This window comes from Streptomyces sp. NPDC039609 (assembly GCF_055596705.1).
Genome location: NZ_JBVIUJ010000001.1, coordinates 1157976 through 1173355, shown reverse-complemented (window position 1 = coordinate 1173355; position 15380 = coordinate 1157976). Strand labels below are relative to the sequence as shown.

General features: G+C 69.3%; 11 protein-coding genes and 6 pseudogenes. 8 read left to right on the top strand and 9 right to left on the bottom strand.

All coding sequences use genetic code 11. The features are described from left to right. Window positions 1-65 precede the first annotated feature (65 nt). Window positions 66-302: pseudogene (locus ACZ561_RS05395) on the top strand (transposase); the annotation flags it as partial. On the opposite strand, the gene ACZ561_RS05390 reads toward ACZ561_RS05395, so the two are convergent. Both ACZ561_RS05390 and ACZ561_RS05385 read right to left on the bottom strand, forming a co-directional pair. Beyond that, a complete protein-coding gene (locus ACZ561_RS05390) occupies window positions 242-856 on the bottom strand; it encodes a hypothetical protein (protein ID WP_470989938.1) in 615 nt (204 codons plus the stop codon). The pseudogene ACZ561_RS05395 and the gene ACZ561_RS05390 sit on opposite strands and share 61 nt — an antisense overlap. A gap of 208 nt (window positions 857-1064) precedes the next feature. Continuing rightward, window positions 1065-1217: a hypothetical protein gene (locus tag ACZ561_RS05385; RefSeq protein WP_470989936.1), complete on the bottom strand. Its 153-nt coding sequence runs from the start codon at window positions 1215-1217 to the stop codon at window positions 1065-1067. Window positions 1218-1410: 193 nt separating this feature from the next. Between ACZ561_RS05385 and ACZ561_RS05380 the strand changes: the two are divergent. From ACZ561_RS05380 to ACZ561_RS05370, 3 genes and pseudogenes are all read left to right on the top strand, one after another. Continuing rightward, window positions 1411-1641, top strand: a pseudogene (locus ACZ561_RS05380) (IS630 family transposase); the annotation flags it as partial. Between the two features lie 186 nt (window positions 1642-1827). Then, window positions 1828-2742, top strand: coding sequence for a hypothetical protein (locus tag ACZ561_RS05375; RefSeq protein WP_470989934.1), 915 nt, complete (start codon window positions 1828-1830; stop codon window positions 2740-2742). A 26-nt stretch (window positions 2743-2768) separates the two neighbouring features. Then, entirely contained in the window at window positions 2769-3239 is a 471-nt protein-coding gene (locus ACZ561_RS05370) for a hypothetical protein (protein ID WP_470989932.1), read from the top strand. Window positions 3240-3320: 81 nt separating this feature from the next. On the opposite strand, the gene ACZ561_RS05365 is transcribed toward ACZ561_RS05370, so the two are convergent. The 3 genes and pseudogenes from ACZ561_RS05365 to ACZ561_RS05355 form a co-directional block, all read right to left on the bottom strand. After that, the gene (locus tag ACZ561_RS05365) at window positions 3321-5006 is read right to left on the bottom strand and encodes an RICIN domain-containing protein (protein WP_470989930.1); all 1686 of its coding nucleotides are present in this window, start codon (window positions 5004-5006) and stop codon (window positions 3321-3323) included. Window positions 5007-5519: 513 nt separating this feature from the next. Beyond that, window positions 5520-6257 (bottom strand): IS4 family transposase, encoded by a 738-nt coding sequence (locus ACZ561_RS05360; RefSeq protein ID WP_470989927.1) that lies wholly within the window; start codon window positions 6255-6257, stop codon window positions 5520-5522. 47 nt (window positions 6258-6304) lie between these two features. Then, a pseudogene (locus ACZ561_RS05355) lies at window positions 6305-6451 on the bottom strand (helix-turn-helix domain-containing protein); the annotation flags it as partial. A 180-nt stretch (window positions 6452-6631) separates the two neighbouring features. On the opposite strand from ACZ561_RS05355, the pseudogene ACZ561_RS05350 reads away from it, so the two are divergent. Continuing rightward, window positions 6632-6727 (top strand): annotated as a pseudogene (locus ACZ561_RS05350) (IS5/IS1182 family transposase); the annotation flags it as partial. A 215-nt stretch (window positions 6728-6942) separates the two neighbouring features. Here the strand turns inward: ACZ561_RS05350 and ACZ561_RS05345 are convergent. Continuing rightward, window positions 6943-7761, bottom strand: coding sequence for a DUF427 domain-containing protein (locus tag ACZ561_RS05345; RefSeq protein WP_470989924.1), 819 nt, complete (start codon window positions 7759-7761; stop codon window positions 6943-6945). Window positions 7762-8696: 935 nt separating this feature from the next. Between ACZ561_RS05345 and ACZ561_RS05340 the strand changes: the two genes are divergently transcribed. The 3 genes and pseudogenes from ACZ561_RS05340 to ACZ561_RS05330 all read left to right on the top strand — a co-directional run. Continuing rightward, entirely contained in the window at window positions 8697-9080 is a 384-nt protein-coding gene (locus ACZ561_RS05340) for a fic family toxin-antitoxin system, toxin component (RefSeq protein ID WP_470989921.1), read from the top strand. Window positions 9081-9798: 718 nt separating this feature from the next. Next, a pseudogene (locus tag ACZ561_RS05335) lies at window positions 9799-9975 on the top strand (IS110 family transposase); the annotation flags it as partial. Between the two features lie 26 nt (window positions 9976-10001). After that, window positions 10002-10417 (top strand): annotated as a pseudogene (locus ACZ561_RS05330) (IS5 family transposase); the annotation flags it as partial. A 20-nt stretch (window positions 10418-10437) separates the two neighbouring features. On the opposite strand, the gene ACZ561_RS05325 reads toward ACZ561_RS05330, so the two are convergent. From ACZ561_RS05325 to ACZ561_RS05315, 3 genes are all read right to left on the bottom strand, one after another. Continuing rightward, on the bottom strand, window positions 10438-11166 hold the full coding sequence (locus ACZ561_RS05325) for a DUF2625 domain-containing protein (protein ID WP_470989918.1): 729 nt from the start codon (window positions 11164-11166) through the stop codon (window positions 10438-10440). A gap of 113 nt (window positions 11167-11279) precedes the next feature. Continuing rightward, window positions 11280-11687: a hypothetical protein gene (locus tag ACZ561_RS05320; protein ID WP_470989916.1), complete on the bottom strand. Its 408-nt coding sequence runs from the start codon at window positions 11685-11687 to the stop codon at window positions 11280-11282. Window positions 11688-12023: 336 nt separating this feature from the next. Further along, on the bottom strand, window positions 12024-13061 hold the full coding sequence (locus ACZ561_RS05315) for a hypothetical protein (RefSeq protein WP_470989913.1): 1038 nt from the start codon (window positions 13059-13061) through the stop codon (window positions 12024-12026). Window positions 13062-15380 lie beyond the last annotated feature (2319 nt).

Genomic DNA, 15380 nt, shown 5'->3' with positions numbered 1-15380 from the left:
GGGCAGGTGATGGGAGCCCGGCGCACGCGTTCACGGATGCCGCTCCGGCTGGTCCGCCTCCGTGCATCACCCACCGCATCGCCCGCAAGGACGTCGCGTCCTCGCAGCGACTGGGCCGACAGCGCTGGACCATCGAACGCACCACGGCCTGGCTCTCCGGCTGCTGCCGGCTCCACCGCCGCTACGAACGCAAGGCCGCTCACTTCCTCGCCTTCGCGAGCATCGCCTGCACCATCATCTGCTACCGCAGACTCGAGTCCGGGAGGAGCTGCGCGGGCGCTGAGGTGTTGGCGGCCACGTAGTGGAGCGTGCCATCTACGCGAAGCAGGTATCCGATGCCTCGCTCCTGCGGCATCTGCCCTGCCAGCGTTGCAGCGTCCGAGCAGACCTCGAACCCGACGACCCTCAAGCTGAAGGCCGCTCTGGTGAACGTCTCCTTGCCGATGGCAGCCAGCAAGTCGTCCATCACGTCGGATCTGAAGAAGGGCCGACCGTCCCAGTAGGCCAGACCGGCGTTGTCCAGCGCGCCCACCGGGACGTATAAGTCCAGCCAGTCGCTGCTTTCATCACCGCCCCGGATCGCCACACAACCGCAGACGACCAGTTGGCCTGTCGGCAGCCTGGCCTGACCGTGGAGATGCCCGAACGCGGTCAACGATCCAACTGTGCAGGGCACGGGATCCTGCTCCTCAGGTTCACGGTCACTCCGCCCTAAGCACCCGTGCACGTCCGCGGCGGACCACAGGGCACTCAGTACGGCTTGAGTTCGGGCATCGTCGCTCGACCCAACCTCTATGGCCAGCTCGTAGCCGTCGGACCAGTTGGTCTGGTCCCGGAAGGAGGCCGGACTCGTCATGGCGTGATCATGAGGCACTGCCCTCCCTTAAGACCACCCGCATTCAAGCGCGCCGCTGGACCAATTGAGGTGGCTTCCAATTCCCGACGGCGGCGTGACGGCGAAGTCGTCCTGACGGAACGGTGCGGGCCGAACGTCACACCTTCCTACAGGGACCGAAGGGCCCCGACGGCTGTCAGGGCCCTTCGGTTCATGTCAGAGCGATGGGTTACAGCACGGCGACGGTGAACGGTGCGTCCAGCGCGTAGCCGGCGCTGTCGGTGATCACGACCGTGATGACCTTCGAGTCGTTACCGCAAAAGCTGTGCGGGGCTCCGATGGCCGTGATCATGCCCCGGTTGTCGTTGACCGTGGCGACCACCGCCGCGTCCTTCAGATCGATGTCGGGGTTCCGACACCTTCACGCAGTAGACCCCGTGGACTGCGTGGTGCTCCGGGCAGCTGAGGACACTTCCTTGGCTGCCAGGAGCGTGCCGCCCGAGCCGACCTTCGCGGCGGCGAGGGCGTAGGGGGCGTACATGTCGACGGGTGCCGCCACTGCCGTACCGGGCCAGCCTACCGGGTCGTCCTGGCTCAACCTGGTGGAGCGATGGTTCGCCGAGCTGACGAACAAGCGGATACGGCGAGGCGTCCACTGATCCGTCCAGGCCCTGGAGCAAGACATCCGCGACTGGATCGCCGCATGGAACACCGACCCCAGGCCTTACATCTGGACCAAGACGGCGGACGAGATCTTCGAACGCCTCGCCCGCTATCTGAACAGAATTCCTGACTCAGAAGGCTAGGGCCCGAGGGGGCTTCCGCCGCCTTCCCGGGGCCTCTGTCCGTGGACAACCCTCGTTGTCCAGCGTTCGCGCGGACGTGACCTGCGCTCTTTCCGTACGGCGCGGGCGGCCAAACCTTCCCCTGGGCAGAGTGAGGGCGTCTTCGACGGTCATGTCGATGTGGTGTCCACGTCCACCCTGGGGGTTGTGTTGTCTCGACTGCGGTACGCGGCGCTCGCCGCCGCCGTCCTCGTCTCGGCGGCCGTGGCGGCCCTAATCCTCCTGTCCCAGGCCGACAGCCCGGACGCCAGGAGCGGGCAGGCCGGCCGCGCCGCCCCCGAGCGCCTCGCTCAGCCGCGCGAACCGACGGCGGCGGAGCTGGACTTGCTGCACACCGCGCGGGAGATCCTGCTGCGCGACTGCATGCGGGCCAGGGGCTTCGTCTACGTACCGGTGTCGCGGCGGCCGCTGCCGGACGCGCACGACTTCCCCCTGGTCCTCGACGACGTCGATTGGGCCCGCCGACACGGCTACGGGACCGACCTCCAGCGCGCGGCGGAGCGGCTCCAGCGCGAGGACGTCAATCAGCGTTACTTCACCGGCCTGAGCCCGCAGCGCCGCGCCCAGGCGCTGCGCGCGGCCAACGGCGACCGCCCCGTCGGCCTCACCGCCCGCGGCCCGGACGGAGCGCAGATGAGCCGCAGCCCGGACGGCTGCCAGTCCGAGGCCGACCGACGGCTGTACGCCGACCTGCCCGGCTGGTTCCAGGCCCGTACCACCCTCACCGCACTGACCTCCATGGCGAGCGAACGGGCGGGCGCCGACCCGGCCTTCGCTCGGGCCGCCGAGCCGTGGGCCCGCTGCATGCACGCCGCGGGCCACCCGTTCGCGAGTCCCGCCGCTGCCCGCGACGCGCTGCCGGCGTCGCGGAGCGAAGAGATCCGCCAGGCCGTCGCCGAGGCGACCTGCGCCCAGTCCTCCGGTCTGGCCGAGACAGCACACCGGCTGAACCGGATGCACGAGAACCGCCTGCGGGAGCGCCACCGGGCCGACGTGGACACCGCGTTCCGGCTCCAGCTCGCCGCACTGCCCCGGGCCCGATCCGCGATCGCCGCCCGATGACATCCACGAAGAAGGAGACAACGCTCATGCGTGCACTGCGCACCCTCATGGCGGGCACCGCGCTCGCCACCGCACTGGCGGCCGCCACACCGCTGGCCGCCCAGGCCGCCCCGGCATCCCCCGCACCCGCCTCCATGTCCGCCTCCGCGCCCGCCCCGACGCCTCGAACCGGCTTCGGGACGCAGGCCAGCGGCTGGGTGGTCGGGTACTACGACAACGCGATGCAGCAGATGTGCGGCTGGTGGTCGGGCAACTCGTACAACTGGGGCGACTGCTGGAACCGCGCTCTCGGTGTGTACAACGACCGCTACCCCGGCTACAACGACGACATCTGGGTCCACTGGGGGCTCAACTGCCAGAAGGCCCGCCGCGGGATCTACAACGGCGTTGCCCTGAACAACCTGTGGGACTGGAGGTTCGACGCGGGCACCGGGGAGGGGTCCGGCGAGAGCCTGTACAAGAACATCGCCTCCCACTGCGTGACCAACCTGCCCTAGCCCTGCGGGCGCACGCATCCGGCTCCGTCCAAGGCCGCAGAGGCCGGGGCGGAGCCGGACTGCCGGACCGCCCGCCCAGCGTCACGTGCGCCACAGCAGCCACGGATCCTCGGCGCAGTCGCCCTGGAGGGCCTGCTCCAGGGCGCCGCCGCCGGAGCGGATGGAGACGCACTTGCCGCTGTTGCGGCTGACCAGGTGCCAGGCGTGGTAGCGCTCGTTGTAGCGGAAGCTCCAGAACTGGTCGGGGAACGGGCCGTCTCCGTCGCCGCACGGGTACTGGGTGATGATCGCGTCGTTCGTGGTGCGGGCTGCATCGACGGACAGGCACAGGTCGTTGTGCCGGTTGCGCACCGTGTACACCGGTCCGGTCCGGTCGGCGCCCTCGCGTGCGAGCTGCCAGAACTGCTCGAAGTCCGCCCCGCAGCCGGTCTGGACGAGGCCCTCGGCCGGGGTGGCACTGCCCTTCGGGGCCGACAAGCACATCCGGCTTCCGACGTTGGTCAGCCGCATCAGGCCCTCGGGGAGGGGCGGCGGGCTCGGCTCGGCAGGGGGCGATGACGCCGTCGAGGGGGGCCGGGAGGGGGTGCCGGACGGGGCGGACGGCCCGGGCCGCTGCGGACGGATCGGGGACACGGCCGGGGGCGACGCACGGCGCGTCGGCGCGGGGCTCCGGTCGGGGCCGACGGACGGAGTGGGCGACGAGGAGGGGGCGGGACTGCCCGGGCCGGGGTGAACGGGGGTCATCGCGGTCCGCCCGGAGGGCCGGAGCGGTCCGGGCTCGGCGGCCGTCGCCCGCGAGAGGACGTCGCGTCCGCCGATGAGGGCGCCCACCGCACCCGCCAGGACGATCAGGGCGAGGGCGGCGGCGAAGGCCGCGAGGCCGACGCCCGCCGTCCCCCGGGGAGACGGCGCCGGCTGCGGGACGAGGACGGGCAGGGCGTCCCGGACCGCCTCCCTCACTGCGGGGTAGGCGGTCGCCGCGGACCCCGCGCGGTCCATGCGTTCGAGGACGACGCCCTCCACGACCTCGTCGACGGGCCGGTCCGCCGATATCTGCGACCACAACTCCCGCACGCTGTCGCGGTGGAGCTCCAGCTCGTGGCCCGCGCGCGCCAGCTCGAGCGCCAGCTCCGGGCCGGCGGCTGCGTCCGGAGCGCTTCCCGCCGCCCGGTCCCGCGCGTCGGCGCAGGTTCGCAGGGTCGTCTTCCGAAGCTCCCAGGCCGTTCCCAACCGGTCGAAGACCTCGTCCAGCGGGGCCGGGCGGCCGCCCGGCGTCCGCGCCGCCGGCCCGGCTTCCGACACACCGGCCGCCGGCCCGCCATCCGGCCCAGCGGTCGCCGGCGTGCCGTCCGGCTCCGCCGCCCCGGACGCGTTGTGCGGCATCCACCCGAGCTGTTCCTGGAGCATGGTGATGAGCGCGAGCAGCGTCTGCACCAGCCGCCCAGATTCGGCCAGGTCCGCCTCCGCCCGGGCCAGCGCCTCCTGGAGGCTCGGCCCCGGCGCCCTGGCAATCTCCGCCACCAGCGCCTCGTCGTGCAGTCGGCGCGCCCGCTCCAGCATCCGCTCCCGCCCGCGGGCATCGCGAACCCGGTCGTGGATCACAGCGTTGAGCCGCCCGAGCGGGACGATCCTCGCCCCGGAGCGGTACTCGCCCCACAGCGACTTGCCGCCGCCGTAGCGCTGCGCCATCTCCCGGACGGTCAGCGGATCGCTCGTGTCCCTCAGGAAGCGCGCCAGCTCGTTGGCCGCTTCGGTCGTCCCTCTCATCGTCCCCTGCGGACGCCCCGCCCTCGCCATCGCTCCCCCGTAGTCCCCTGTACGTCAAGACTCCTCAAGACGTGCGTCGTGCCGTGCCTCCGGCCGTTCCCCCAGTGCGCCGAGCGGCAACAGGGAACACCGAGGCGTCGGATGAGTCCACTGCGGCCGTCCGGCTTGGCTCGAATGCGGCCGGTCTACGACGCGATTCAGGCAGGGCAGCCTCGAGGCAGGGCGAACTTCAGGTCGGGCGGCTTGGCGTGGCGGTGCCTGCGTCCGAAGTCCTCTTCACCCGGTAGGAGTTGTGACGGGCGCGTTTGACGACGCGTGGGTAGGAGCGGTGGCGGCGTGCGGTTTGCGGTTTCGGCGTACCGCGAGCATGGCGAGGGCATCGGCTTTGACCGCTTCCCAGCGTTCAGGGGGGAATGGCCGCCGTCCCGGTGGCGGTGCGGCGGATGATGTTCAGTGTTCTGAGGAAGCTGATCCGGTCCGGGTCGAAGTCGGCGGCGGTCGCGGCCTGGCAGATCAGGGAGTTGATCGCGTAGTGGACCAGCAGGTAGGCCCAGATCTCCTGGTGGACCAGGTCCGGGTCTTGGACCGCAGGACCCTTCCCGGGCCGCGTAGGACCGTCTTGGGCCGGCCGTTTGCGGCCTCCTCCTCCCATCTTTGGTGGTAGGCGGAGGCTAGTTCGGCGGCGGTCGCGGACTCCGGCTCGGTGACCGTGGTGATCAGGCAGACCAGTTCCCCGCCGTCGCGGTCGGGGGCCTCGTATTCGATGACCCGCACAACGTGGGCCGGGTCTGGGTCCGGCTTCGCGCCCTTCCTCGCTTCCCGCAGCAATTCCTCCCGCTTGTGGCCACGCAGGCGGGGATCGACCAGGGCCGACAGGTACGTACCGTCGGACAGGACCTTCAGGACCGGCAGGGACAGTTGCGTCGGTGCCCGCCAGCACAGCGCTGCTCCGGTCTGAGTGCCGGCGCTGAACGCGGCAAAGCTGTAGAAACCGCGATCGGCCAGCAGCAGCCAGTCATGTGAGATGGAGGGAAGCAGCGTGGCCGCCATCGTCTTCTCGCTCCGGTTCCACGGCCCGACCTCGGCGTCGATGAAGGCGTGAGATCCGCACTCGACGACCGCCACCACCCGGGCCTTGGGGAAGGCAGAGCGGGACCGGTCGTTGCCGGGATAGCCGAACTCGGCGGCGTTCTCGGCTGAGTCGGGCAGGTCGAGAACGAACCCGTCGATGGCCGCCATCCGCGCAGCCACGCGCCTTGTTCCAGCACGGTCCGCACCCGTTCGACCTGGGCATCGTCCAGCTTGGGCGGACGCCCGGTGGCCGGGCGCCGGCGCAAGGCATCGGCCCCGTCCTTCTCCCAGAGCCGTTTCCACCGCCGCACACTCTCGTCACTGACCCCGAGCATCCGCGCGATCTCGACACTCGGGCGTCCTTGCCCGAACACTCGGCCGCCCGCACACGCCGGGCCTCGGCCAACTACGGCCGCGTCAAAGGAGGAACAACAGACGAAGGCTTGAAAGACACCCCATCAGGGTCCCACCAACGACTTCACTACACCCACAGAACTAACGAAAAGATCAGTAAGACCGTGTCCTATATGTAGTGTGGCGTCGTTGACTCCGCTATGGCGCGGGGTACTTGGAGTTGGATTGTTCCGGACGGGTTGTGGGAGATCGCGGAGCCGTTGATCCCGCCGTCGAAGGCGGGGCGGCGGGACACCGGCCACCGGCACCCCCGTGGCCGTGCCTGGGGCGGGGTAGCCGTCGGCACACTTCCGCACCGATCCCGCGGCCTGGGGCCGCGCATCTGGACCTGGCCACCGCATGCCTGGCAAACGGCGAGGTGGAAGGAACCGGGTACGGCACTCGCCACGGTCCTCAGGCACAGGGCACCCGCCGGAATTCACCGTCCGGTGGGGCGAGGCCCCGTGCGGAACTACCGCGACGACCGGCTGAAGAACGTGACCGGCCGCTCCCGCTGCACCCCGTCTACAACGACGTCGACGGACTCGTCGTAGAAGGCCACCCGGTCCTTGATGATCGTTACGGAGGGCAGGGGATCGGGGTAGCTCCAGGCGATGTCGGGCCGCACGTCGGCGTCGCCGGCCCAGGACCAGTACTCGCTCGCCACACCCTTGTACGGACAGCGGGTGCGCCCGTCGGTACGGGTGAAGAGGTCGAGGCGGACGTCCTCCCGCGGGAGATAGAAGCGCACCGGCAGACCCGTCTCGAACAGCAGAACCGGCGTGTGCGTGTCCGCGACGACCGTACCCTCGATCTCGACCTGCACATGTCGACTGCTGGGCAGGGCATCCACCCGCTTGTGCGGGTCGCGGGGGTGCACGAAGATCTCTTCGTCCTCCTCGTACCAGTGGTCGAGAACCTCGCGCCCGAACCATTCGAAGCTGATGTGGTCGGCCAGATCCTCTCCGGGGTAGGTCCAGGCCGCCGCCCCGACGGTCCGATCGGGGAGCAGGAGGTCGTAGAAGACCGTCGCTCCCGCGTGACGCCGCCGGCCGGCGGGCCGCTCCGTTCGCCGCAACAGGTCCGTCCGGACGTCCCCGGTCGGGAAGGCGTAGAGGGGCACGGGGCGACCGGGCTCCCACACGAGAACCGGCCTATGACTGTCCACGATCGTGACCTCCCCCGCCGTCGCACGCACCCAGCGCTCACTCGGCTCCCAGAACACACTGTCGGACTCGTCCTGTCGGCGTACGACGGGCACGGCTTCCGGGCCGGACTTCGGTACGGTCATCGGTCTCTCCTCCTCGCTCCGCCTCCGGCTGCCCGGACCGGGTGTCGCGGTACCGGCGGCAGACGGTGTCCACGCTGCTCCGGATCCCCGCCGGTGGCAAACGGCCCGCCGTCACTCCTCAGGGTGGCCGCGGCGCCGTCGCCGTCGCCGGGGCGGGCGGTGGCGAGCTGCTGGACGCAGGCGCCAGTGAAGAGCGTGGCAGCGAGCGGCCGGGCGGGATGCGCGGGTCGCAGTGGAAAACTTCCCGGGCTGTCTGCTGCGCGAGTGCGGGCATCGGGCGGTGCCGGAAGGTGAACGACAACGGCGCAGGGAGCGGGGCTGTCATCGGAGACGAGGCGGTCCAGCGCGGGCAGGGTGAGCCACCGGTTGGCCGACCGAGCGGGCTCGGCCACAGACGGGGGCCCGGCGGCGGGTGTGCCGTAGTGGTGGCGGGCGGCCTGGAAGGCGCCGGTGACGGCGTAGTCGGCCGTCTGCAGGGCCTGGTGCAGGGGGCGGCTGGCAGTTGGGGGCGGTGGCAGACCAGGCCAGGTGGATACCGGGGTCCAGGCAGGCCCGGCAAGTGGAGCCCCAGCCCAATCGTCCGCAATGAAACTATCTGCTTTGAATGGTACCGCTGGTCGCCATTGGCGCCATTGGCGCCATGACGGAGCAGAAGGCCATGAACCTGCGCTTCCCCGACCCTGAGCAGCGGGCGGCGATCGCTGCTGCCGCCCGGCAGGAAGGGGTGAGCATGCAGGAGTACATCCTGTCCGCCGCCTACGCCCGCGCGACCGCCGTCGAGGGCCAGTTCCTGGATGCCTTCCGAGAGCCCATGGCGCGCAGCGGCAAGGCGTTCGCCGCCGAGTCCAGCAGCGTCGACGTGTCCGGCGAGCAGCGGGCCGCCGAGCAGCAGGCGCGCGCGTCGAGCTGGGGCAGGCCGAACCGGGTCGGGCCGCGTGACCCAGCCCGACCCGTTTCCGCTCGACGTCGCCTTCCTGCTGCATGCCGCCGAACTGCTGCCCGGCGATCCCCAGGTCGACGACCTCGGCCCGCTGTACGCCGCGGCAGCGCGCGTCAACGCCCGCGCCATGGAACACGACATCTACAGCTCCGTTCACCTCAAGGCCGCCGCTCTGCTGCAGATCCTGGTGAAGCTGCCCTACCTGGAACACTCCAACGAGCCGTTCGCCTGGCACTCGGCCGAGGCATACCTCGCCCTGAACGGCCACCGCCTGGACTACCCGCCCAAGAAAGCCGTCGCACTCGTGCGGGACGCCGCCGCCGGCAACCTCGGCGTCGCCCGCATCGCCCGACAGCTGCGTGAATGGACCGTCATCTGACGCAGCGAAGCCGTTCCCTCCGCCTGAGTGAGTTGATCTGGGGCTATGCGTGGCCTGCCGAGGTCGATCGCCGTACCGCCGGGAATTTGTCGGTCCATGTGAGCGAGCTTGTCTTCGGCGCCAGCCAGGCTGACCTGGAGCCCTTCGACCTCTCCGAGCCAGCCTTCTCGCTCGGCCTCGGCGATGCGGGCGATGAGGTTGTCGCGGATCTCCTCCAACCGGCCGCGCTGGGCCGGTCCGGCCGGAGAAGCGAACAACGAGCGCAAGGGTCGAATGCCTCAGCCACTGCGGACCCATGAGCTGAACTCATCGGCGAGGCCGGGCGGATTGGCGGCCTCGGTCTGCCGGGCGATCGCCTCGTAGTACTCCAGCTCGTGGACGATCACCGGCACAGTTCGGCCGATAGATCTTTCGATGACGCCGGTCGTATGGAGGGCTCGGGCGAGCTGGCAGCAGGTGTGGTTGAAGCGTGCCTCGATCTGCGCGGCGAGTGGCCCGATGACTGAATCCCAGTCGGCGAGGGCGGTCGGCTCGTCGTACCAAAGTCCGAGGTCGCTGATCCACTCCTGGCGAGCTGTGGCCCCGGCGGGGTCACTGGTCAGATGAGCTGGAAGTATGCGGCCCGCTCGCGGGTTAGATTCCGGGCCCCCTGAGGCTTCCTGTTCTTACGGATCTTGAAGTCCATCGCACCCCTTGAGCTGGGGTGTTGCAACGACACAGAGCCCACTACGACCAGCGTCGAGAGGCCGGAGAGCGGCACACCGCCGCACAGCGCAACCTCTTCAACCGGTTCATGGGCATGTTGTTCTTCTGTCTCCAGCACCGCCAGTCCTACGACGAGTCGAAGGCCTTCCCCAACCCGAGCCCACTGGAGGATCCCGCCCAGGCCCCTTGACGACTTAACCCCGTGGGATGTCTGTCGAGCGGGGCAAGAAGGGCTCAAAGATCCACTTGATTACCGAGCGGACCGGTCTGCCCCTCTCGATCAGGATCTCCGCTGCCAACATCCACGACAGCCAGGGACTGGAACCCCTGGTGCGAGGCATCCCGCCGATCCGCTCCCGGCGCGGGCCCGTCGCCGTCGGCCCGCCAAGCTCCACGCCGACAAGCGTTACGACTACGACCACCTTTCGCCGATGGCTCCGCGCCCGGAGCATCACCCCGCGCATCGCCCGCAGAGGTATCGAGTCCTCTCAGCGGCTGGGCAGCACCAGTGGACCGTGGAGCGTACGGTGGCGTGGCTGGCCGGCTGCCGCCGCCCGCACCGCCGCTACGAGCGCAAGGCAGAGCACTTCCTCGCCTTCGCCGGAATCGCCGCCGCCTTGATCTGTTACCGCCGACTGGACTGGCGACCAGGTCACACGGCGCCGAGAAACCCCGGGTCAACCCCGTCGAACTGCCGGCAAGAGTCGCGGGCGACACCGAGCAACTCTGCCATGGACACGGCGCGGCGACTGGTCGCGGACAGGTCCCGACGCGCCTCGGCGGACCACAACGGCGGAAACACCGACAGACCCTGATCGCTGCTCAATGCCCGGACATCGTCCTGCCAGCCGGGCCAACGCAGATCCGCATAGAACTCGTCGAGCGCCCCGGACGCCAGCCAGGCCAGCCACGCCGAGTGCCCGGCCCCCAGAGCCTCCCAGCGAAGTGAATCCGGGGCGAAGTAGACGATCTCACCGGGTGCCCCGGGACGCCCGGCGCTGGCGGGCGCCCCGCCGTTGAGTGCGAAGACGCCGCCCAGCACGTCATGCGCCACCACCAGACCGGTATCCGGTCGCCACGCGGAGTCAAACGCTCCCGGGAACTGATTGACCCGGGCCAGACTCGACATCTCACGCGCCGCCCCGTCCAAGGGGCTGCCGAAGACCCGCACCCATCCGTGGTCCACCAGTAGACCGCCACAGTGCAGCACTACCGCACCGAGATACGACCTGGTCGTCACCTGCAGCTGAAGAAGCGATGCCCTGGCGAGATCGCCATCGGGCGGAAGCACCTCGACAGACACCGGCCCGCCACCGAGAGTCTCTCTGAGCTCCGGCCAGGCCGGTTCCTCAACATCGATCAGCTGACTCAACTCACGCATGCCCGCATCGTCGCACCCACACCTCGCACCTCAACCGGCAGGGCACTTCGAGGGCCACCCGCCTGTCGAGATGACTTCCAAGCCGTCAAGCTGGAAGCCCCATTGCGCGCCTCTCACTCCTCGTCGTCGGGGAAGAAGGCGTCCTCGATCCGGAGCATCTCAGCCTCGCTCAGTTGTGGGGTCGACCACCCACGGAGGCGTGCGTGCTCGACAAATCGCACATCCACCGGCACGTGGTACCGCTCGACGTAGTGGGCAAGGTCCGTATGCCAGAACCACTCACCATCAGTGAGCAAGTGGAGAGCGTCTATCAGCTCTTTCGTCGAACTGAGGACGTCATAGACGGCTGATCCGGTCGCGGCAAGCACCCGGCCTGCACGCAGGTAGCGGACGAGATCCTCTTCGTGCGAATCGCCCTTGCTGCGCGCGCAGTCGTGCAGGGACGGTCCATCCGGGCGGCCATGCTTCAGCTCCCGGAACTCACCCAGGAAACGGTCGGCATATTTGTGCTCGCTGCTCACCGGCGTCAGGGTAGCGGCTCATACCCGCTTGAGCAGGCGATACGGAGGGAGAGCCGATCGCTTCGTCGAACGGGGTCCTGGCCTGGAGACGATGGTGGAGCAGCCCGAGCATTCGGTTGAACAGGTATCGAAGGGCTTGGATGTGCCAGTCTCCGGTGGAATCGACGGCGGTAGTGGGCGTCGGCGCCGGCCGAGCCGCTGAGGGAGGAGAAGGCCCACAGGTGGCCGACGTGGTTGAGCCGGTTGCTCTTCACGAACCGGCTGTCGGCGTACGCATGAGAGTGCTCAACGAGGTACGGCGCTACGTACCCACCACACACGCTCTGGGCCTGCTGTTCAAAGAGCGCCGGAGAAGCGCACTCGCACGGCGAGGAGGTCACCCGACGGATCCAGATCGGCGGTCACTGGGAAGAACCCGTCGCCCCAGCTCGTCATAGCGCACAGCACTCGGGCATCACCGAGTTCCACGGATCCGGCCTCGACTGACGAAGCACGTACCTCGCGCATGATCTGCCAGTGGTGGGAGTGGGGTCGGAAGTCCACGGCCATGCGCCGTCCGTTCTCGTCCTTCCATCTCGACAGGGCGCGTGCTCTGTCCACTGCCTCCGAGACAGGCAGGGCAGTCCATCCGCGAACACCGTCCTCGCCGGGCTCGCCCAGTTCGGGTGCGGCAAACGTCGCGGCCGCTTCGTCTGCTGCGGCCCCCCAGAACGCCACATCAGCCAAGCCGTCCACCGGCTCATCGTGCTGCCAGATGCTCAGTGCGTCGACATCGCCGAAGAGCACACGTGCCCAGTCCACACCTATGACACCCAAGGAAACGGATGACGCCACCTGACCCTCGCTCATCCGGATCGAGATCTCGGACCAGCGTTCCCCGACAGCGTCGCCGTGTTCGACCCGGGTAGCCACCACGGGCAGCTGCCGATCTCGGGGTATGCCACCTACTGCAACGACGGGCACCCCGAACATCCCAAAACTGCCGCCGCCCTCTTCGGCTGTCCGGCGGGCCCTCAGGGCATGCGCCTCCCGAACCGGCAGGGCCTCCAACCGGGCGTCAAAGCCGGCAGATCGGCAGTGCTCAGCGAAAGTCGCCTCGAGTTCGGCAGCTTTCGAGGCGGGGATGTCATGAAGCCTGGAGCCCGGCTGCCCGTGAAAGGTCTGGACGGCTTCGGAGGCGTCCGAGCCGGTGACCCCGAAGTCGATGGCGCCTGTGACATCGGCGGCCATGGCAGCGTCTTCAATGCCCAAGAAAGCCGGATCGATGATCGCCGGAGACCGGTCCCCGCTCCACAACCCCAGGTGACCACCGTCGATGAGCACCAGGGTGCCGGACGGGCAACTGACCGTCCCCAGCTCAAACATCTCTTCCATGGCGCGCGAGTCTACGGTCACTCGGCAAGTCGTCCGCAGGCGGATGGCTCAGCTATCGGACGGCCACTGAGCCTGCGTCGAACATCGGGGATGTGCACGTGTCCACGTACCCTCCTGTGCACTTCACGCGAACGCCGACACCTGCCCGTCATCACCACCACGCCTTCCCTCGCGACGCCGCCGCGCCCCGCGCCTTTGGCAGGCGCGGCCTGTTGCCGTTGAGCGGGTACCACGGGCGCAGCGGCCCGGAGGACGGTCGGCACCCGCTCCCGGACGCAACCTTCGGTCCGCGCCCAGCGCCGGCCCGGGCGGGGCCGGCGGGCGTAGCGGGGCAGCGCGGCAAGGAACATCGACTCCATCGCCCGGTTCAGGCCCTCCACCGTGCCCTTCAGATGCGGGGTGCAGGCGGGCAGGTCCTCGACGATGACGTCGAGAGCGTCGAACGCGGCGGGCACCGTCTTCGACAGGAAGTCCCTGCCCCGGTCCGCGTACCTTCTCCGGCAGGCTGCCCTGCGGCCCGAACGGCTCCCCACGCACCACCGCAGCCCGCAGCGCGGCCGGGACCGGCTCACGCGACTGATGTCCGGGCGTGACAGCCACACCCATGATCGTGTTCGACGCGCAGTCACGAACCAGGTGACCCACGGCCGACGGCCAGTGCCCTCGACATCGACCAGAACCGGGGCCTGGACGTGATCGGCCTCCCAGACCCGGTTCCGCCGGCCCCGCGGCCGGGCCAGGAACACATCATGCTTCCGGGCCTCACGCTCACCACTGGCAAGCCCCGCCCGCTCCCCCGCAGTCAGATCACGTCGGATCGCGCGGTGCAGCGTCGGAATCGACGGCGGCGGGACACCCTCGCCCCTCGCCGCGCGAGCAGTCAACTCACGGTGGACAGCGGCGACGTTCCCTCCCCACGGCCCGAGCAGAGCCCGAACCTCCGCAGTAACCGTGAACCGCCCCGAATACGGGGCCCGCTCCCCCCGGCGCCGTAGCCGCGGCCTCGTCCTGTTCAGCCGCGGCCGGCCACCGCCACACCGCCCGCTCCGGCACCCCCAAAGCCATCCCTGCCACGGCCGCATCCCGCGCTTCCTGACCCACCCACCGATCGCACCAACCACACGCCGGCCGGTAGATAAGAACTCACGAAACCGAGACAGCATCACACCCGCCGCGATAAACGCCCACGACAGCCATTCCCCACCGACCTCTCACCACCATGACAGCACCCCCACACCCCGAAACCACCACCGACCAACAACAACACACCCACACCCGACTGACTCCCACACAACCCTCCCGGAGCCAAGAGATCGCAGCGGGCCGCCGCCCATCGGGCCGAGGCCGCGGAACAGCGCGGGGCCGGCAGCAGGGCACAGGCAGCGGCAGCGGCGCCCAGCGCTCACGACCGGCTCCCCCCTCACGACAACCAATCGGCCCGGTGTCGCGTCCTACTCGCAGAGCCGTCTCCGGCCGCCCTGTCCGGAGCAACGCCAACCCCGGAGGGCACCATCAGTACGTTCACCCCCGATCACCCCTCCCCGACCGCGCAGCCCCGCCGGACCACCGGAATCGGCAGGACACTACTGGGCGTCGTAGCTGGCATCCTGCTGACCACTGCACTCTTCACAGTTCTGCGGTGGCCGCAGACCGAGGTGACTTATCGCAACAGTGCTCCCTCATCAGTGGTCTACGAGGACGGGTCGCCCCACTTCCTGGGACTGGTACACAAGCACAGCCTGTCCGGCCGACACTCCTACAGAATGGTGATCGGCAGGGACTCCAGCCTGTCCTACGGACACTGGGTCGACATCGACACGGTCCTGGGCGCAAAGGGGATCGAATCCACCACGTGGACGGAATCCGGAGTACGTGTCCGCTTCCCAACCGGTCACGAACTCTTCATCCCAGCCCAGTTCTTCCTGCACGGCAGGTGACCCCCAGAGCCTGTCCGGTGAGTCGACAGGGCCCCCTTGTCTGCCTTCTAGGCTGGCGCAATGGACAACGGGCTCGCTCACGAGGAAGGCGCCTTCATGAACTTTCGACGCTACGTTCCGGATCCGAAGGGAGCACAAGTTGCGGACCGGGATACGTTTGTGATCACCCTCCCAGCAGACGTTGCGGTGCGTGGGCGGCCGTTTGCCGTAGACGTCGTAACGGCGGCGTGCCGCTTCACCGCCCTTCAGCCCCGCCCGCTCCCCCGCCGACAAATCCCGGCGCACCGCGCGCTGCAGGGTGCATGGAGAAGGCACCGAGCCCGGGTCACCAGCCGCGGCGACTTCCGCGAGCAGTCGCGGTGGACCGCGGCCACGTTCCCAC

Bases quoted from the DNA above. Each gene is read 5' to 3' on its own strand.
- ACZ561_RS05390 (WP_470989938.1), bottom strand. From the start codon at position 856: ATGACGAGTCCGGCCTCCTTCCGGGACCAGACCAACTGGTCCGACGGC.
- ACZ561_RS05370 (WP_470989932.1), top strand. From the start codon at position 2,769: ATGCGTGCACTGCGCACCCTCATGGCGGGCACCGCGCTCGCCACCGCA.
- ACZ561_RS05365 (WP_470989930.1), bottom strand. From the start codon at position 5,006: ATGAGAGGGACGACCGAAGCGGCCAACGAGCTGGCGCGCTTCCTGAGG.
- ACZ561_RS05345 (WP_470989924.1), bottom strand. From the start codon at position 7,761: ATGACCGTACCGAAGTCCGGCCCGGAAGCCGTGCCCGTCGTACGCCGA.
- ACZ561_RS05325 (WP_470989918.1), bottom strand. From the start codon at position 11,166: ATGCGTGAGTTGAGTCAGCTGATCGATGTTGAGGAACCGGCCTGGCCG.
- ACZ561_RS05315 (WP_470989913.1), bottom strand. From the start codon at position 13,061: ATGGAAGAGATGTTTGAGCTGGGGACGGTCAGTTGCCCGTCCGGCACC.